Annotated in this window: 17 protein-coding genes; 8 read left to right on the forward strand and 9 right to left on the reverse strand. The window is 64.5% G+C overall.

Annotated elements, in window-relative coordinates; translation table 11 throughout:
• Window positions 1-94 precede the first annotated feature (94 nt).
• Window positions 95-1,591 (reverse strand): LysM peptidoglycan-binding domain-containing protein, encoded by a 1,497-nt coding sequence (locus LB565_RS29140; RefSeq protein ID WP_224589528.1) that lies wholly within the window; start codon window positions 1,589-1,591, stop codon window positions 95-97.
• Window positions 1,592-1,711: 120 nt separating this feature from the next.
• Between LB565_RS29140 and LB565_RS29145 the strand changes: the two genes are divergently transcribed.
• A complete protein-coding gene (locus tag LB565_RS29145; RefSeq protein ID WP_224512518.1) occupies window positions 1,712-2,323 on the forward strand; it encodes a TIGR00730 family Rossman fold protein in 612 nt (203 codons plus the stop codon).
• Window positions 2,324-2,376: 53 nt separating this feature from the next.
• On the opposite strand, the gene LB565_RS29150 is transcribed toward LB565_RS29145, so the two are convergent.
• Entirely contained in the window at window positions 2,377-3,261 is an 885-nt protein-coding gene (locus LB565_RS29150; protein WP_224589529.1) for a LysR family transcriptional regulator, read from the reverse strand.
• A gap of 111 nt (window positions 3,262-3,372) precedes the next feature.
• On the opposite strand from LB565_RS29150, the gene LB565_RS29155 reads away from it, so the two are divergent.
• From LB565_RS29155 to LB565_RS29165, 3 genes are all read left to right on the forward strand, one after another.
• A complete protein-coding gene (locus LB565_RS29155) occupies window positions 3,373-3,663 on the forward strand; it encodes a hypothetical protein (RefSeq protein WP_224589530.1) in 291 nt (96 codons plus the stop codon).
• A 138-nt stretch (window positions 3,664-3,801) separates the two neighbouring features.
• The gene (locus LB565_RS29160; RefSeq protein ID WP_224589531.1) at window positions 3,802-4,572 is read left to right on the forward strand and encodes a pyrroline-5-carboxylate reductase; all 771 of its coding nucleotides are present in this window, start codon (window positions 3,802-3,804) and stop codon (window positions 4,570-4,572) included.
• 110 nt (window positions 4,573-4,682) lie between these two features.
• Window positions 4,683-5,744, forward strand: coding sequence for an isopenicillin N synthase family dioxygenase (locus LB565_RS29165; RefSeq protein WP_224589532.1), 1,062 nt, complete (start codon window positions 4,683-4,685; stop codon window positions 5,742-5,744).
• A gap of 51 nt (window positions 5,745-5,795) precedes the next feature.
• Here LB565_RS29165 and LB565_RS29170 read toward each other — a convergent pair whose 3' ends face one another.
• Window positions 5,796-6,512: a FadR/GntR family transcriptional regulator gene (locus LB565_RS29170; protein ID WP_224589533.1), complete on the reverse strand. Its 717-nt coding sequence runs from the start codon at window positions 6,510-6,512 to the stop codon at window positions 5,796-5,798.
• Between the two features lie 198 nt (window positions 6,513-6,710).
• Here LB565_RS29170 and LB565_RS29175 point away from each other — a divergent pair, with 198 nt between their 5' ends.
• Both LB565_RS29175 and LB565_RS29180 read left to right on the forward strand, forming a co-directional pair.
• On the forward strand, window positions 6,711-7,742 hold the full coding sequence (locus LB565_RS29175; protein WP_224589542.1) for an L-idonate 5-dehydrogenase: 1,032 nt from the start codon (window positions 6,711-6,713) through the stop codon (window positions 7,740-7,742).
• The gene (locus tag LB565_RS29180) at window positions 7,729-8,511 is read left to right on the forward strand and encodes a glucose 1-dehydrogenase (RefSeq protein ID WP_224589534.1); all 783 of its coding nucleotides are present in this window, start codon (window positions 7,729-7,731) and stop codon (window positions 8,509-8,511) included. The genes LB565_RS29175 and LB565_RS29180 overlap by 14 nt, the downstream gene beginning before the upstream one ends.
• Window positions 8,512-8,540: 29 nt before the next feature.
• Here the strand turns inward: LB565_RS29180 and LB565_RS29185 are convergent, their stop codons facing one another.
• From LB565_RS29185 to LB565_RS29200, 4 genes are all read right to left on the reverse strand, one after another.
• Entirely contained in the window at window positions 8,541-9,023 is a 483-nt protein-coding gene (locus tag LB565_RS29185; protein ID WP_224589535.1) for a DoxX family protein, read from the reverse strand.
• Window positions 9,024-9,279: 256 nt separating this feature from the next.
• A complete protein-coding gene (locus tag LB565_RS29190; RefSeq protein WP_224589536.1) occupies window positions 9,280-9,741 on the reverse strand; it encodes a tetratricopeptide repeat protein in 462 nt (153 codons plus the stop codon).
• Between the two features lie 31 nt (window positions 9,742-9,772).
• Window positions 9,773-10,744 (reverse strand): MBL fold metallo-hydrolase, encoded by a 972-nt coding sequence (locus LB565_RS29195; protein WP_224589537.1) that lies wholly within the window; start codon window positions 10,742-10,744, stop codon window positions 9,773-9,775.
• Window positions 10,745-11,076: 332 nt separating this feature from the next.
• Window positions 11,077-11,298, reverse strand: coding sequence for a DUF680 domain-containing protein (locus LB565_RS29200; RefSeq protein WP_224589538.1), 222 nt, complete (start codon window positions 11,296-11,298; stop codon window positions 11,077-11,079).
• Between the two features lie 331 nt (window positions 11,299-11,629).
• On the opposite strand from LB565_RS29200, the gene LB565_RS29205 reads away from it, so the two are divergent.
• Complete coding sequence (locus LB565_RS29205; RefSeq protein WP_263488699.1) at window positions 11,630-14,257, forward strand: EAL domain-containing protein; 2,628 nt, start codon at window positions 11,630-11,632, stop codon at window positions 14,255-14,257.
• 210 nt (window positions 14,258-14,467) lie between these two features.
• Window positions 14,468-15,463 (forward strand): transporter, encoded by a 996-nt coding sequence (locus tag LB565_RS29210; protein WP_224589539.1) that lies wholly within the window; start codon window positions 14,468-14,470, stop codon window positions 15,461-15,463.
• Between the two features lie 4 nt (window positions 15,464-15,467).
• Here LB565_RS29210 and LB565_RS29215 read toward each other — a convergent pair whose 3' ends face one another.
• Complete coding sequence (locus LB565_RS29215) at window positions 15,468-16,154, reverse strand: glutathione S-transferase (RefSeq protein ID WP_224589540.1); 687 nt, start codon at window positions 16,152-16,154, stop codon at window positions 15,468-15,470.
• 53 nt (window positions 16,155-16,207) lie between these two features.
• Complete coding sequence (gene rarD, locus LB565_RS29220) at window positions 16,208-17,137, reverse strand: EamA family transporter RarD (RefSeq protein WP_224589541.1); 930 nt, start codon at window positions 17,135-17,137, stop codon at window positions 16,208-16,210.
• Between the last annotated feature and the right edge of the window lie 188 nt (window positions 17,138-17,325).

A 17,325-nucleotide genomic window follows, 5' to 3' on the forward strand; every position in this document is an offset into this window, starting at 1 on the left:
CGATTCGTGTCTCATCCCCAGCGTAGAATCACAACCGATTCCGCGCCGCAATACCCTATCTTAGCGCCTATGCCCTCAAGGGGGAGATTGGCGCTCACTCCGTCTTCGCCGGCGCCGCTGTGATCTGCTCGCCCATGGCCTTCATGTCGGCGGCCTCGCCTTCCTTCGAAGTCGAGGGCACCTTGAACACCTGGCCCGGCCAGATGCGGTCGGGATTGCGGATCTGGTCCTTGTTGGCGAGATAGATGGTCGAAAACCGAGTGCCGTGGCCATAGACACGGCGCGAGATGCGCCAGAGCGTATCGTTGCGGCGGATGATGACGGCGCTGTCGGCATGTTCGAGCTTCGGCGCGACCGTCTCAGGCATGTCGGTCGAAGGCGTCGCCTCGGCGACTTTGGCGGGCGCCGCGGCTGCCGGGGCCGACGTAGCAGGCTTGGCCGCTTCGGCCGTCGCCGCTGCCGGAGCCGCGGCGTCAGCGGTCTTGGTCTCCGCCGGCTTGGCATCGCCGGTCTTTGTTTCATTCGGCGCGACGGCGGCGATCGACTCGCCGGGCTCGCGCTCGAACGGAACGGCAGCGCGCGCGACGACCTTGGCGCCATCATTGTCCAGCCCATCGACATGGATGGTATAGCTGCCGACGGGAATGTCGCGCGTCGCTTCGATCAGGAAATGCCCGTCGGCCGACGTCTTGGCATCGCCGAGCAGGATGGCGTCGGCATAGGCGCGCACCTTGCGACCGGGATCGGCTGTGCCGGCGACGAAGATCTTGCTGCCATCGATTTCGACCGCTTCGACGGTGATCTTGGGCTCCGCCGCAGCGGCCGCAGCCGGCGCGGTCGCCTGGTCCGTGGCGGCCGGCGCCGTCGCAGCAGGCGCTGCCGCCTGATCGCCAACTGCCGGTGCGGCCGGCTTGCTCTCGGCCTGCGGCATGGTGATCAGTTGCGAGGCCTTGCCTGGCTCCTCGACCATGGCCAGCACCTGGCCGGTCGGGCTCTGCGGCACCGACACCACGGCGGTCTGAGCCGAGGCGACGGCAGTGCCGCCAACCGTCTGGCGCAGCGTGATTGTATAGTCGCCGGGCTTCAGCGGGTTATCGAGCACGATGGCGAAGGCGCCGTCGGGGCCGGAATCGGTCGAGCCGAGCACGGCGCCGCCATTCAGGATCTCGACCTTGGCGTTGGGCGCGGCGCTGCCGGCGACGACGATCGAGCCATTGCCTTCGACGCGCACGACATCGAAGGTCGGCAGTGTCGGACCAGCCGCGGCGGCAGGCGCCTGGGCGGGCGTTGCAGTGGCCGGAGCCGTCGCGTTGTTGGCCGGCGCCATCTTATTGGCGGCCGCCATGCTATTGGCTGGCGCCATCGTGTTGGCCGGAGCCATTGTGTTTGAAGGAGCCTGGGGCACGCGCGCCTCTGTGCTCGTGCTCGAGGATTCAGCCGGTTTCGCATCGCTCTGCGGCAGCGCCGCAACCTGTGCCGGCTTCTGGTTGTTGATATAAGGGTCGAGCGCGCCCGAGCCGTAGGCGACCGCCGCGACGGCGACAACGCCGCCCGCCGCGAACAAAAACGCCTTAGAAGGATTGATAGCCATAATTCCGTATTGCCCCCTTAGCCACCTAACGCCCGGTCTAGCGTGTTTTCTCCAAGCTCACAAGAAAAAGCCCCGCGGCGGGCTTGACCGCGCCAACCGTCCCCATCACCAATCATCGCCATGAACACGATTCGATCCGTCTGCGTCTATTGCGGCTCGTCTCCGGGCCGCGACGAGGCCTATATCAAGGCCGGCCACATACTCGGCCGCTCGCTTGCCAAATCCGGGTTGCGCCTGATCTATGGCGGCGGCACGAAGGGCATCATGGGCGCCGTCGCCGAAGGCGCGCTCAAGGCCGGCGGCAAGGTCACCGGCATCATCCCGCGCTTCCTGATCAACAAGGAAGCGACCGAAACCGCGCTCGACAAGCTCGATGAACTTTTGATCACCGACAACATGCATGAGCGCAAGCACAGCATGTTCGAAAAATCCGACGCCTTTGTGGCGCTGCCCGGCGGCATCGGCACGGTGGAGGAAATCGTCGAGATCATGACATGGGCACAGCTCGGCCACCACCGCAAGCCGATCGTCTTCGCCAACGTCAAAGGTTTCTGGGACCCGATGCTGACGCTGATCGAGCACATGTCGGAGGAAGGCTTCATCCATACCGCGCATAGGGTGAAGCCGCTGGTGGTCAACGACCCGGAAGCGATCGTCGCCGCCATCATGGTGGCGGGTTCGTCTGTCGACGCGCCGACGGAAGGGGTGCAGTCGGTGATAGATAAGATGTAGGGCAATAAGGGAGTAGGGCAGTAAGGCAGTATATGAAGCTGCGGAAAATGCCCCTACTGCCCTACTGCCCTCCTCAAATCTCCAACCACCGCCCGCCTGTCATTCCGCCGCCAGGCGAGATGGATCGACACGCTGCGTTTGAACCATGGCAGGTCGCGGAAGATCACGCCGGCGGGTGCCGCGCTTCGCAGGCTTTCCTGTACCGTCGCCAGGCCCAGCCCGGCGCTGACCAGGCCGAGCGAAGTCAAGGGATCGGCCGTCTCATAGGCGATGTCGGGCATGAAGCCGGATTCAACACAGGCCGCCAGGAACTGCGCGCGGTTGGTGTCGCCGGGCTGGCGCACGACGGTGATCCAGACGCGGCCGTCGAGATGGCCGGGCGCGATGTCGGCGACAGCGGCGAGCGGATCGCCTTCCGGCATTGCCAGCACCAACGGCTCGCGCCGCACCAGCATGCTTTCGATATCGGGATCGCTCGCAGGCGCCGGCGAATAGACGAAGCCGAGATCGAGGGCGCGCTGGCGCAGATCCTCGAACTGCGCCGCCGTCCGCCGGCTACGCAATTGCAGATGGAAATCCGGCCGCGCGCGGCGAAAATCCCTCAGCATGTCGGCGACCAGTCCGGAATGCACAGCGCCCTCGACATAGCCGATGGCCAGGCTGCCGACGGCGCCGCTGGCGAGGTTGCGGCCGAGCTCTTCCAGCCGCGCCGCATTGGCAAGCAGCGCTCGGGCTTCGGCAAGAAAGGCCCTGCCCTCGGCATTGAGATGGACGCGCTGCTTCGCCCGCTCGAACAGGGTGACGCCGAGCTGCTCCTCGAGCTGGATGATCTGCCGGCTCAAGGGGGATTGCGAGATGTGCAATTGCTCGGCGGCGCGGCCGACATTGCCGGCCTCAGCCACGGCCACGAAATATCTGATCTGGCGCAGGTCGAGCATGCTTTGCCACCAAGTCCTTAAAGATCTTAACTTTAGCCTAATCAGTCTTGGACAGTCTGACCAGCGGGCGCGATATCTCCCGGCATCAACCAGCCTTGAAAGGAGACCGCCATGCAGTTCTTTGCCCTGCTCACCCGCAACACCCAGAAGTTCGGCGACGCCGATTTCGCGCCTCTGCTGCCGCCCGAATCCGAACAGCGCAAGACGCTCTATGCGCAAGGCGCCGTGCGCCAGATCCGGAACCGCGGCGACGTTCCCGGCACCGGCATAATGTTCGAGGCGGCCGACGAGAAGGAAGTGCGCGGCCACCTTGCCACGCTGCCGCTGATCGAGGCCGGCATGATGGACATCACGGCCATCGTGCCGCTCAACCCTTATCCCGGGTTCGGGCCGAAGCGCTGAGCGGGACTCATGTGAGGCTGTTGTCCCGCGCGGCAGCCTCATCGCTTCAGAGCCGCAATCGCGGCTACCCGCTCCCCTTGCCGAAGAAGAGGCCGTCGCTATTGTCGACGGCGATCCGAAACAAGGGGCGGAACATTTATGAAACTTGGCTTTGTCGGCACGGGCGCGCTGAGCTCGGCCATCGTCACCGGGCTGAAATCACTGCCGGGCGAGACGACACCGGTGGTGGTCTCGCCGCGCAACGAGGCGATCGCCGCGGCGCTTGCCCAGCGCTTTGCGGATGTGCGCATTGCCGCCGACAACCAAGCCGTGCTCGACCAGTGCGACACGGTGATGCTGGCGGTACGGCCGCAGATCGCGCGCGAGGTGCTGAAGGAGCTGCGGTTCCGCAAGGACCATCACGTCGTCAGCCTGATCGCGACGATCTCGCGCGAGGAGATCGCCGGCCTCGTGGCGCCGGCGGTGCATGTCGGCAAGGCCCTGCCGATGCCGATGATCGCGCGCTTGCAGGGCGCAACGATCATCTGTCCGCCGGACCCGATCGTGGCGGCGTTCTTCGGCAGGCTGGGCGGCGTGATCGAGGTCGAGGACCAGAGCGAGTTCGACGCGCTCAGCGTCGTCACCGCGACCTATGCCAGCTATTTCAAATATCTCGATACCATCCACGCCTGGGTTCACGGCCAGGGTGTGGCTGGAGATCAGACCCGCGCGTACATCACCAGCATCTACAAGGCGCTGGCCAACGCGCCGGATACGGCGCCGAACGAAGACTTCATGCATCTGGCGCAGGATTATGCGACGCGCGGCGGCATCAACGAGCAGGTGCTGCGCGACCTGACCGAGCGGGGCACGTTCGAAGCTTTCGCGGAGAGCCTGGAGCGCGTGCATCAGCGCATTTCAGGCAAGTAGCCGGCGATGGAACTCACTGCGCCGGCGCCAGCCGTAACGACGGGTTGCGGACGGGTATCCTTTTCTTCCGCCGTCTTGTCATCGCGCATGCGCTTCTTCACGATTGCGGCATGACGGTTCCCAAGCATCGCAAGGATCGCAAGATGGATGAGACCATCCCCGCCATCGACATCGCGCCGCTGTTCGGCCCGCCGTCACTGGCTCGCGACGAGGCCGACCGCCAGATCTTCACCGCCGCCTCCGGCATCGGCTTCATGACCGCGCGCGGCTTTCCGGGCGCCGAGCTTCTGACGCGCGAGCGGCGCGGCGAGCTCCTGAAGATTTTTGAATTGCCGGATGCGGAAAAGCAGAAGCTGCTGCGCTGGAATTTCGACCCGTCTAAATCGAACTATTACCGCGGCTGGTTCCCGCTGCAGCCGACCGCGGTGTCCTACAAGGAAGGCATCGACATTGGGCCGGACATCGCCCATGCCGACACCGAATTCGCGGCCGGCGATCCGCTGCTCGAACGCACGCCGCTGCCGGCCGAGGGCGCCGTTCCGGGATGGAAGCCGGCGGCCGCACACTACTATCGCTCGATGGAAAGAGTCGGAGCGGCGCTGATGGCCTCGATCGCGCGCAGCCTCGGGCTCGAGGACGACATTTTCGACGGCCATTTCCAAGGCGGCATCTCGACGCTCAGGCTGATCCGCTATCCGCTGCGCAGCGAGGACGGCACGGTCGACCTGTCGAAACCTGAATATTGGGTGATGCAAAAGGGCGAGCGGCGGCTGGTCATCGGCCGCGAGCATGTCGATTCCGGCTTCGTGACGCTTTTGGCGCAGGACGGCGTCGAAGGCCTGCAGGCCAGGAGCCATGCCGGCGAATGGATCGACGTGCCGCCCGCCGACGGCACGCTGGCGGTGAATTTCGGCCAGTTGCTGGAGCGCTGGACGGGTGGCGTGGTGCAGGCGACGCGCCATCGGGTGATTGCGCCGAAGACGGCGCGCTATTCCATCCCGTTCTTCTACGAGCCGCGCGTCGATGCCGAGATCGCGCCGCTGCCGATCGAGGGCGCCAGCGACTTCGCGCCCTTCCTCTATGGCGATTATCTGTGGGAGTCGGCGACCAATTTCGTCGAGATGGCCGGCGTGAAGACTCTGCGAAAGCCAAGGCGGCCGGCCGCCGCCTGAGCGCCGATGCTGCCGGGCACTGGTTGGTGACGGCGCGCCTCCCTGACTGGCTCAGGTGACACCGGTCAACTCGACGGCGGTGCGCACGCGGGCGAGCACTTCGCTCAGCATGTCGTGCATGGCCTTGCGCGCCCTGGCCGCGTCACCGGCCTCTATCGCTCTCAGCACCTTGCCATGGGCATCGAGGTCGCCGACCGGATGGCCGAACAGCGCGTTGGTGGTCGGCACGCTGTATTGCAGGGCCGTGTGGATGAGCGCCGAGAGCGGCAGGAAGAAGCGGTTGCCGGTGGCGGCGAGCACCGCTTCGTGGAAGGCGGCGTCCGACAAGACCGGATCGCCCTGGCCCGAGGATGCTGCGCGCATCGCTTCGAAGGCCTCGCGAATGGCGGCGATCTCGTCCGCTTTGTTGCGGCTCGCGGCAAGGGCCGCGGCCTCGCATTCGAAGCCCAACCGCACTTCCAGAAGCTCGATGATGAAGTGGCGCGGGGTGGCGCTGGCGCGCAACCAGCCCAGCACCGAAGGGTCGAGGAAATTCCAGTCCTTCAGCGGGCGGATGCGCGAGCCGCGGCGCGGGCGGGTGAGCAGCAGGCCCTTGGCCGACAGGATCTTCACCGCTTCGCGCGCGGCACTTCGGCTGGCGCCGAAGCGGGCGCAGATCTCTTCCTCGCCGAGCAGTGTCGCGCCGGGTGGAAACAGCCCGCCGAGAATCTCGCGGCCGAGAATGTTGGTTATCTCGTCGGTCACCGACGAGGTCTGATCGCCTGCCATTGTCCCGGCCCAATTCAGAGTCTTCACGACAGTGTTACACGCGCCGGCGATCGACGCACCGACTAATTATCGGCGCTGCGGATTTTCGTCTGATTTATCAGATGAACTGATTTCAATAAGCGCCGCTTTCCTGCTAACTGTAGCGACCTAAAATTTCAGGCGAAGCAGCGGAGAGCCGGTTTGTCGCCAATATCCTCCATGCGCGCGGTGGTGCTGCGCCGGCCGCTCGACCTCCATGTCGAGGAGCGGGCCGTCCCCTCGCCCGGTCCCGGCGAGGTGCTGGTGCGTATTGCGCGCGGCGGCATCTGCGGCTCGGACCTGCACTATTTCCGCCATGGCGGCTTCGGCACCGTGCGCATGAAGGAGCCGATGATCCTCGGCCACGAGATCGCCGGTCGCGTCGAGGCGCTGGGCGCCGGCGTTTCGGGACCGGCGGTCGGCACGGCGGTCGCCGTCAATCCGGCCAACCCCTGCGGCATCTGCGCCTTCTGCCGGACGGGTGAGCCGATCCATTGCCTCGACATGCGCTTCCTGGGATCCGCGATGCGCACGCCGCATGTGCAGGGCGGCTTTGCCGAGCATCTCGTCTGCCGCGCCGAAAACGCCGTGCCGCTGCCGAAGGGTTCCGACCCTACCGCGGGCGCCTTCGCCGAGCCTCTTGCCGTGACGCTGCATGCCGTCGCCCAGGCGCCGGTCTATGGCAGCCGCGTGCTGATCATGGGCGCCGGGCCGATCGGCACGCTCTTGGTGCTCGCCGCGCGCTTTGCCGGCGCGCGCGAAATCGTCATCACCGATGTGCAGGACAAGCCGCTGCAATACGCCGCCAAGGCCGGCGCCGACCGCACCATCAATGTCGCGACCAATGCCGAGGCGATGGATGGTTATGCCGCCAATAAGGGGTATTTCGACGTCGTCTTCGAGGCGGCCGGCCAGGGCGCCACGGTGGCCAGCGCCTTGCCTATCGTCAAGCCGCGCGGCACCTTGGTGACCGTCGGCCAGGGCGCGACTGCGGAGCTTTCTATTTCGATGATCGTCACCAAGGAAATCCAGGTGAAAGGCAGCTTCCGCTTCGACACGGAATTCGCCCTCGCGGTCGACCTGATCGGCTCCGGCCGCATCGACGTCGCGCCGTTGCTCAGCAATACTTTGCCGCTTGCCGAGGCCCGCAAAGCCTTCGAACTGGCCGGCGACAAATCGCAATCGATGAAGGTGCAAATTGCGTTCGACTGATTATCTCGGCCGTCTCTTCGGCCTCAAAGGCAGGCATGCCTTCGTCACCGGCGCCAGCCGCGGGCTGGGCCTCGCCTTCGCGGAGGCGCTCGCCGGCGCCGGCGCGCGCGTTACCATAGGCGGCCGCAAGGCCGACGAGCTGAAGGCCGCCGGCGATCGGTTGCGCGCCGACGGCTACACGATAGCGGAAGCGGCGATCGACGTCACCGACACGCAGTCGGTCGAGGCGGCGATCGTGGCGAGCGAAGCCGACACCGGCCCGATCGACATATTGGTCAATAATGCCGGCATCCAGCGCCGCGCGCCGCTCGAAACTTTTTCCGACGCCGACTGGGACACGCTGATGGCGACCAATCTCGACGGCGTGTTCAAGGTCAGCCGCGCCGCGGTGAAAGGCATGATCCAACGCCGCAAGGGCGTCATCATCAATGTCTCGTCGGTGCAGAGCGTGCTCGCCCGCCCCTCGATCGCGCCTTACGCGGCAAGCAAGGGGGCGATCACCATGCTGACCAAATCGATGGCCGGCGAATGGGGCCAGCACGGCGTGCGCGTCAACGCCATCGCACCCGGCTATTTCAAGACCGAGCTCAACGCCGCCTTGGTCGCCGACGAGAAATTCTCGACCTGGCTGACCGGCCGCACGCCGACGCGGCGCTGGGGCGCTGTCGAGGAACTGGCGGGCGCCGCGGTGTTCCTGGCGTCGGATGCGGCAAGCTTCGTGACGGGACAGACGCTGCTGGTGGATGGCGGGATCACAAGCGTGCTGTGAGGCCGCCTCGCCTCACGCGGACCCGCGCCTCAAACCGGCAAGCTCGTCTCCCTCACCGACGGATGCTGCTCGACGGGCGGATCGATCTTGGTGTCTTTCGCGAACCCAGCCAGCACCCCGTCCATCGACAGCCTGCCGGAACCGGCGAGCGCCAGGATGAACATGCCGCCGGCGATTGCCAGGTCCTTCTCGAAATGCAGCAATTCGTTCTGGCTGGCGAAATTGGTGTGGAAGAGGCCGGCCGTCATCAGGCAGAACAGGCCGAGCCCAATCGCGCCCAGCCGCGCCAGAATGCCTAACGCCACCGACAGGCCCGCGCCAAGCTGCAGCGCGATGGTGGCCAAAAGCAGCGGCGGGCCGACGCCGAGCGCGGCCATCGCCTTCTCAGCGCCCTCGAAATGCGTCGCCAGCTGCAGACCCTCATGCACGAAGATCAGGGATAGAAGCAGGCGGCCGGCAAGCAGGACCATGTCCCTGGCTTTAAGTCTTTCGGCAAGTTCGATCGGTGTCATGGTTGGCTCCGGTCTTTGAAACAGGCATCTTGGCATGAGCGGGGGCGCCACGCCGATGGACGCGCGCCTGAGCGCTCGAGGTTGAAAGGTCGGAGCCGGCGCGAGGGAGAAGAACGCCGGCTCCGGTTTTCGGGCGCGCTACCGCTGTGGCGCCCAAAAGTCGGTACTCGCGGGGGCAAGGTCAGTGCCAAGCTCCTCTCCGGCCGCTTCGCGGCCAGTTCTCCGCCACCTTGTGGGGGCGAGGAAACAGGTCGAGCTACTTCGTCACCTTGGTGTCGATCGCCTGCTCGAGGTCGGAGAGCTCCTCGCAGCCTGCCGGGCAGAGCTTTTGCAGCGAGGCGAGCTGCTCGTTCGCCTTGGCCATGTCGCCGGTCTCGACATAGAGCTCGCCCAGATATTCATGCGCGGCCTTGTGGTCGGGCTGAAGCTCCAGCGCCTTGGTGTAGTAGGTCAGCGAGGTCTGGTAGTCTCCGGTCTTGCGCAGCGTGAAGCCGAGCAGATTGTAGACGTCGGCCTGCTGGGTGTCCTGCGCCAGGTCGCGCAGGTCGGCCAGCGCACCCTTATAGTCCTTCGCCTCGATCTTGGCCTTCACCGCCGTCAGGTCCGGCGCGTCGGCGCCTTCGATGTCGTCCACGGCATAGGCCGGCACGGCGATGACGATCGGGGCCGCGGTCAAGACCGCAATGGCGCCAAGCACCGCGAAAAGTGCGTGTTTCATGGGAGTTGTCGCTTTCTGTTCTGGATCCGATTCAGATCTGGGTTGGGGTGAAGGCGTAGACGTTGCCGTCCTTGACGAAGCTGCCGGTGCCGGGGAACGGGAAGTGGGAGCCGCAGATGCGGACGTTGTCGGCAATCACCTGGTCGATGATCTTGTGGCGCGTGGCGATCGCCATCGGCCCGTCCTGGTCGTAGCTGCCCTGCCATTCGGGATGCGGGGCGAGCAGCGCCGGCACGTACATGGTGTCGGCCGAGACGAGGAATTGCTCGGAGCCGGCATCAACATGGTAGACGGAATGGCCGGGCGTGTGGCCGGGCGCCGCCATGATGCGGATGCCGGGCACCACTTCCGTGCCGTCGTCGACCAGCTTCCAGTTCTTCCATTTCGGGAAGTTCTCGGCGATGCGCTTGCCCGCCGGCTTGCGGCCCTCGGGCAGCTTCGCGAGGCGGTTTGGATCCGTCCACCAATTGTACTCGGTGGCGTTGACGATCAGCTCGGCATTCGGGAACACCGGCGCATTGGTGCCTTTCTCCATCAGGCCCCAGACATGATCCGGATGGAAATGCGAGATCATGATGGTGTCGATCGCCTTGTAGTCGATGCCGGCCGCCTTCATGTTGGCCGGCAGATGCGTGGCGTTGGCCTGCCATTGGCCGACGCCGGAGCCGGCGTCCATCATGATGGTGCGGCCGTTCATCTGGAGCACCACGACGGTGAGCGGGATCGGCATGAACTCGGTGGTCAGCCCCGCCTTGGCGAGCGCTGCCTTGGTGTCGTCGACCGACACGTCCTTGATGAAGGCCGGGTCGTGGGGCTTGCGCCAAATGCCGTCATAGACGGCGGTGACCTCAAGCGAGCCGACCTTGTATTTATAGAAGCCGACCAGCGGCTCGACCGGGGTTTCGGCGTGAGCCGCGGGCGCGAATTCCAGCTTGCCGGCAATACCGAAGGCGGCCGCAGCGGCGGCGGAACCGAGCACCATGCGGCGTGTCATGTTGAACATCAGAAATCTCCTCTTGTGGCTTGCGCGTTTGCTTCAAGTTTCAGGCGGTAGTCCATTGGTTTGCCGCATGTCGTTGTCCCAAAACCGCTGCGCACTTTTGGGCGACATGCAGTGAATGGCGGAGGGCCCGGTGCTGCCCTCCGCCGGCTGCGGAAACCGTAACCGGCCGATCCGACTGAAGATCGGCCGGCGCCGGGGAGATCGGGACGTCTGGTCGTTGACCCGAGGCGAGGTGTGCCTTCCTCGCACCGCATCAGGACCTTTGGTCCCGACTCCTGGGCGAGGACCTTCCGGTCCCGCCTGGGATCGGGACTTGTAGTCCCGACTCCTGCCTACCGACCCCAAACGCCCTGGCCGGGCTCTTCCGCAGCGATCCTGGCCGCCGGCTTCATGGCGTGGCGGTCCATGTCAGGCTTCGCGATGGAAGCGGTGGTAGTGGTGTCGATGGCGACGGCCTGCTGGCCGCCATTCGTCCCGGAGAAGTGGTCGCTGCCGGCGAAGGCGCTGCCGGTGGCAACGAGCATGGCGACTGCGGCAAAGGCGGTTCTGTTCATATGCGTAGTCCTTCCGGTTGGTTGATGCGTGCCTTGGGAGGATGGCCTCGCTACAGCCAAGACCCGGAAGGCCCCGGCTTTATTCCCGGGACGCGGAAGAATTTTTTGGAGGCAACGGAAGATCGCGATTTTTGCGGGATGAACGGCCCGGTTAGCCGGCGTTAATCATGGCTTGAGTTTGTTGGCTCAAGGCAGGCCTCCAGGCCGCGAATGGCGCAACTTGAGGTGGGTATGGAAGTTCTAATTTAAGCACTTTCCTTTTTAACTCCGATCGATGGGGCGTCGTCCTCCGATCGACGGAGCGTCGTCAAGGAAAGCTATTCGGGTTGAATTGACCGCGACAAATTTCAACATCGGCCATATCAGGCAGGCCGTTTTCTCTTCCGCCAACGTGCCGGCGGCGATTGCTTTCGTCGTGCTGTTAATCTGCGCGATCTTCGTCGACCAGCAGAACAAAAGGGTTTCCGATCAACTCACGCGCGCCGACGTCCTCTACAAGGTCAATATCATCCGCGCCAAGCTGGAAGGAAACATCAACGGTAATCTCCAGCTGGTTCAGGGCCTCGTCTCGGCCATCGTCACCGAGCCCTATATGGGGCAGCAGAGATTTGCCTCTCTCGCTGCCAATCTCTTCAAGCAGAAATCGCAGTTGCGCAACATTGGCGGCGCGCCCGATCTCGTCATTTCGCTGATGTATCCGATGGAGGGCAACGAGCAGGCGATCGGGCTCGACTACCGCAAGAACGAGGCGCAACGCTTGGCGGCGCTTAAGGCCCGCGACCAGCGCATACCGGTGCTTGCTGGTCCCGTCGACCTCAGGCAGGGCGGGCGCGCCTTCATCGGCCGGATCCCTGTCTTCGTGCCGACAGCGGGGGGCGGCGATCGCTTCTGGGGCCTTGTCTCGGCGGCTATCGACATCGATCGGCTCTACGCCGCAAGCGGCCTCGCCGACCGGGGTCTCGACATAGATGTGGCGCTTACCGGAAAGGATGCGCTTGGCGGTAGCGGCCAGCGCTTCTTCGGCGGCGCCGACATCATCAAGAACAATCCGGTGACGGCAGAAGTGCAACTGCCGTTCGGTTCCTGGCAGATATCGGCAATCCCCAAGGGCGGTTGGCCGACCGTGCCGAAGAACGAGCGGGTCTTGCTGGCGCTCATGGGGCTCGCCGCTGTGCTGGTGGTGCTGCCCATCCTGGTGGCCGGACGGCTGTTCGGCGAGAGACAGAAAAACTATGCCGAATTGAGGCGCCTGTCCGGGAGGCTGGAACTGGCTCTGGAGGCTTCGGGCATCGGCGTGTGGGAACAAGACCTCGTCACCGACGAGCTGCTGTGGGACGATCGCGTCAATGAGATCTACGGCAAGCCCGCCGACGGGAAGCCGCGCGGCTATGACGACTGGGCATTGGCGATCCACCCCGAGGATATCGCGCGGGCACAGCGCGAGTTCGACCTTGCCGTGGCTGAAAAAGGTCCCTACTCGTCGCAGTATCGACTGCTTCGCCCAGACGGCACCGTCCGCCATGTGCGGGCGCGTGCAAGCTACTTCCAGGACAGCGACGGCACGCCGAAGATGGTCGGGGCCGAATGGGACGTGACCAGCGACGTTCTGCTCAACGAGAATCTGGTGCGTGAACGGCAATTGTCGGAATCGAAGAATGCCGAACTCAAGACCGCCAAGGCGCGCATCGAGCATGTTGCGCTGCACGATTCGCTAACAGGCTTGCCCAATCGCCGTTACCTCGACGAGATGCTGGCCAATTCGCCCGAGGATCGCACTGCGCTGCTGCATCTCGACCTCGACCGCTTCAAGCATATCAACGACACGCTCGGCCATGCGGCGGGCGACGCCATGCTCATGCATGCCTCGAAGGTCATCAAAGCCAACGTCCGGGCAGGCGACTTCGTGGCGCGCATCGGCGGGGACGAGTTCGTTGTGGTGTGCCAGGGGCGCGATGACAATGAACTCGCTGCGCTCGCGGACCGTATCATCGAAGAAATGCGCCAGCCCGTCGACTATAAAGGCCACCAATGCCGGTTTGGGGTCAGCATCGGGATTGCGGCGCTCAGCGGCGTCGATGCGAAGCAGCTGCTGGTCAACGCCGATCTCGCGCTTTATCGAGCCAAGAGCCGCGGTCGCAACCGTTATGAGTTCTTCAACGAAGAGCTGCAGAGCGAGATCGTCAGGACCAAGCAGACCGCAGACGAGATCCTGGGCGGGCTGGAGCGCAACGAATTCATCGCCTACTATCAACCACAGTTCGATGCCAAGACGCTCGAGATCGTCGGCGTCGAGGCGCTGTCGCGCTGGCGCCATCCACGGCGCGGCATCCTCGCCCCGGACATCTTCCTCAAAGTGGCCGAGGAATTGAATGTGGTCTCGCTGATCGACCGCACGATCCTCGAACAAACGCTCGAGAATTTTCAGCGCTGGTCGCGCGACGGTCTCAACATCCCGCGCTTTTCCGTCAACGTCTCAGCACGAAGGCTGGAGGACAAAGACCTGATCAATGGCCTGCGCATGCTGGCGATCAAGGAGGGAACCGTCTCGTTCGAGCTCGTGGAATCCATTTTCCTGGACGAAAATGACGAGCTTGTCGCCTGGAACATCGAGCACATCAAAGAGCTCGGGATCGACATCGAGATCGACGATTTCGGCACGGGCCATGCGTCCGTCGTCAGCCTGCTCAAGCTGCAACCGCGCCGTCTCAAGATCGACCGGCAGCTCGTCACGCCGATAACGGGCTCGGCGGCGCAGCGGCGGCTGGTGTCGTCAATCATCGAGATCGGCAAATCGCTCGGCATCGGGGTCGTGGCGGAAGGCGTCGAGACGATGGAACATGCGCGCATCCTGAAAGAACTTGGCTGCGACATCCTGCAAGGCTACGCATTCGGGCGCCCGATGGACGCAAAATCCTTCAGGACCTTCGCGATGTCGCGCAAATGGCTGGCCACGGCATAGGCGGACGAAGCGAGCTTCCGTTTGACCGCACCGCAGCCGGCTGCGCAACCCGTTCGGCAAACGAGCAACCGATAGGACAGCCCTGTCGAGAGTGACAGCAGCTGTAGTCATGGTCACCAAACTGTCACACCAGGCGGCAACCGCCATGGTAGGCTCGCCATGGCCGCCCCCCGCGACCCCCTGACCGCATCAAGAGCCGGCGAAGCCGCCATGAACATCGCCCTCCCCGCCGAAGGCACCGACCTCTCGCCCTATTTGCCGGACGAGCACGGGCTGTTCTTCATCTATCATTTCAAGGCCGATGGCAGCCGCACCAAGGATCCAGCCGAGGCGCATTGGAGCTGGCGCAGCTACCAGATCACCGACATGCGCGCGCGCCAGGAGATCGGCGCCGAGCAGGGCTTGCCGGCGCCGGTGCGCGCTGCTTTCCTGTCGCCCAGCCATGGCTGCCAGATCGACTTCGAGGACGACTTCCTCTATGGCGACCTGCCCGACCTCAGGCACGATTTTGCCGAGGCGCGCGGGCTCACGCATTTCCGCTTCGCTTTCAACGACAAGATGCTGGTCGGCGCCCGCAAGCAGCCGCTGGAATCGGTCGACAAGATCCGCAAGTTGGTGGAGAGCGGCACGCGAAAATTCCGCACGCCGGCCGAGCTGATCGAGGCGGTGATGGGCCAGTCGCTCGACGGCATGGCGGCCGAGCTCGACAAGATGGGCGACACGCTCGACGGCATCGAGGACCGGATCGTGTGCGATGCATGGCACAATGAGCGCCAGGCGCTGGTCGACGCGCGCCGGCAGTTGGTGCTGATCCACCGGCAGATGGCGACGCTCACCAGCCTCTTCCGCCATCTCGACCATTCGCATCGGAACGAATTGCCCGACCCCATCAACGACATGGCGACCCGGCTTTCGCACCGGGCGCACACGCTGCATCACGATGGCGAGCAGTTGCAGGCGCGCACGCGTCTGTTGCAGGACGAGCTGATGGCCAAGCTGACCGAGCAGTCGAACCAGCTGCTCTATATCCTCTCCGTCATGACGGCGGTGCTGTTGCCGATGACCATCATCTCGGGCCTGTTCGGCATGAACGTCGGCGGATTGCCGCTGGTCGGCACGCCGCTGGGATTCTGGGTGGTGACGGCGATCTCGGTCGTCATCGCCGGCATCATCTATATGTTCGTGCGACGGCTGGGGCGTGTGTAGCGCTTCAGGCGGTCGCCCGCAAATCCTCGACGATGGTGCCAGCGGCCTGGACTTCGGCTTCGTGGCTGGGTTCGCGCCACGTCTCGGCAAGTCCGGCCGCGTACCATTCACGCATGGCCGGCAGGTCGAGCAGCCGCCGCGGATAGTTAGCCGCTTCGCCTTCGAAAGTCAGGCCATAGGACTGCGCCCTGAATGCAATCGGAGCAAAGAAGGCATCGACGGCACCGAAGCGGTCGCCCGCAAGGAAAGGTCCGCCGAAACGCGCAAGGCCGTCGTTCCACAAATCTCCCATGCGGAAGATGTCGTGCTTCAGCGCGCCGGACATCGGCAATGGCTCGACGCGGACGCCGCAGCTCATCGGGCAGTCATTGCGCATCACGGTGAAGCTCGAATGCATCTCGGCGGCGGCCGAGCGCGCCCAGGCGCGCGCCTTCGCCTCCGCCGGCCAGACGCCCTGGTGGCGTTCGGCCAGGTATTCGACGATGGCGAGCGAATCCCAGACCGCCCAGCCGTCATCGACAAGGCAGGGCACCCGGCCGTTAGGCGAGAATCGTCGGTAGAGCTCGAAACTCGATCCGCTCGGGAACGGCGTCAGCCGCTCCTCGAAGGGGATGTCGAGGACGCGCATCAGCAGCCATGGCCGCAGCGACCAGGACGAATAGTTCTTGTTGCCGATATGCAGAACGTACATCCGCCCCTTCCCTGGTCAACGCAATCTCAGACGGAAAACCGTCGCGCCCTTGCCTATCTTGTTGCGGGCGCCGGCGGGCGGACCTCGCGGCCCCTGAACATCGACCATGAATACATCGCCAGCGCCGTCCAGATCAGTGCGAAGGCGATGGCCTGCGTGGTGCCGAACGGTTCATCGAAGATCAGCACGGCGATCAGGAACACCATGGTCGGCGCGATATATTGCATGATGCCGATGGTGGACAGGCGCAGCAGCCTGGCGCCGAAGGCAAAGAGCAGCAACGGCACCGCGGTGACCGGACCGCAGCCGATCAGCAAGGCGGTGTCGGCACTGGTGCTGGAGATGAAGTGATCCTGGCCGGTGGCGATCAGGTAGGCGATGTAGCCGAGCGCCGGCACCGAGAGCAAAAGCACCTCGAGCAGAAAACCCTGGCTCGGGCCGATCGGCAGCGTCTTGCGGAAGAAGCCGTAGGCAGCGAAGGAGAAGGCGAGCGCCAGCGATACCCAGGGCAATTTGCCGGCCTCGACGGTGAGCACCGTCACCGCGATCGTAGCGAGCGCCACCGCGGCGATCTGCAGCCTGTCGAGCCGCTCGCCGAGCAGCACTGCACCGACCACGACACTGACCAGCGGGTTGATATAGTAGCCAAGCGCGGTCTCGACGGTGCGGTCGACCGCGATCGCCCAGACATAGATGCCCCAGTTGATCGAGATCAGCACCGCCGTCAGCGCCGCCATCGCAAGGCTTTTCGGCGAGCGGATCGCCGCCTTGAAGTCGGCGGTGCGGCCGGCCCAGATGAGCACCGCCGCCGCGATCGGCACCGACCAGACGACGCGGTTGGCGATCACTTCGGCAAGCGGCAGATGCGCCACCGCCTTCATGTAGAAGGGTAAGAGCCCCCAAAGGAAATAGGCGCCGAGCGCCAGGAGGAACCCGCGTCGGGCCTTGGCATCCTGATCGAGATCGGCTGTAGCGGTGACCATGGCCTAACGCTATGGCCCAGCGGAGCGCCCAAGACCATCACAAAATTATGATGGATCAACGGACTTTTGCTGATGGGTCAAGGGGGTCGCAGGTTCCTCGCCCCACGAAGTGCAGGGCTGTCCGGGGAAAGTTATTCATAGGCGAAGTCCAACTGGTTTGGGGAAGTTCGGTTGCTTCGGCGGCCGGG

Origin of the sequence: Mesorhizobium sp. CA14 (assembly GCF_020165195.1) — a bacterium.
Classification (GTDB): Bacteria; Pseudomonadota; Alphaproteobacteria; order Rhizobiales; family Rhizobiaceae; genus Mesorhizobium.

Bases quoted from the DNA above. Each gene is read 5' to 3' on its own strand.
- LB565_RS29170 (WP_224589533.1), bottom strand. From the start codon at position 6,512: ATGGCAGGCGATCAGACCTCGTCGGTGACCGACGAGATAACCAACATT.
- rarD (WP_224589541.1), bottom strand. From the start codon at position 17,137: ATGGTCACCGCTACAGCCGATCTCGATCAGGATGCCAAGGCCCGACGC.
- LB565_RS29185 (WP_224589535.1), bottom strand. From the start codon at position 9,023: ATGACACCGATCGAACTTGCCGAAAGACTTAAAGCCAGGGACATGGTC.
- LB565_RS29150 (WP_224589529.1), bottom strand. From the start codon at position 3,261: ATGCTCGACCTGCGCCAGATCAGATATTTCGTGGCCGTGGCTGAGGCC.
- LB565_RS29200 (WP_224589538.1), bottom strand. From the start codon at position 11,298: ATGAACAGAACCGCCTTTGCCGCAGTCGCCATGCTCGTTGCCACCGGC.
- LB565_RS29215 (WP_224589540.1), bottom strand. From the start codon at position 16,154: ATGTACGTTCTGCATATCGGCAACAAGAACTATTCGTCCTGGTCGCTG.
- LB565_RS29160 (WP_224589531.1), top strand. From the start codon at position 3,802: ATGAAACTTGGCTTTGTCGGCACGGGCGCGCTGAGCTCGGCCATCGTC.
- LB565_RS29210 (WP_224589539.1), top strand. From the start codon at position 14,468: ATGAACATCGCCCTCCCCGCCGAAGGCACCGACCTCTCGCCCTATTTG.
- LB565_RS29145 (WP_224512518.1), top strand. From the start codon at position 1,712: ATGAACACGATTCGATCCGTCTGCGTCTATTGCGGCTCGTCTCCGGGC.
- LB565_RS29195 (WP_224589537.1), bottom strand. From the start codon at position 10,744: ATGTTCAACATGACACGCCGCATGGTGCTCGGTTCCGCCGCCGCTGCG.
- LB565_RS29155 (WP_224589530.1), top strand. From the start codon at position 3,373: ATGCAGTTCTTTGCCCTGCTCACCCGCAACACCCAGAAGTTCGGCGAC.
- LB565_RS29165 (WP_224589532.1), top strand. From the start codon at position 4,683: ATGACGGTTCCCAAGCATCGCAAGGATCGCAAGATGGATGAGACCATC.
- LB565_RS29175 (WP_224589542.1), top strand. From the start codon at position 6,711: ATGCGCGCGGTGGTGCTGCGCCGGCCGCTCGACCTCCATGTCGAGGAG.
- LB565_RS29190 (WP_224589536.1), bottom strand. From the start codon at position 9,741: ATGAAACACGCACTTTTCGCGGTGCTTGGCGCCATTGCGGTCTTGACC.
- LB565_RS29140 (WP_224589528.1), bottom strand. From the start codon at position 1,591: ATGGCTATCAATCCTTCTAAGGCGTTTTTGTTCGCGGCGGGCGGCGTT.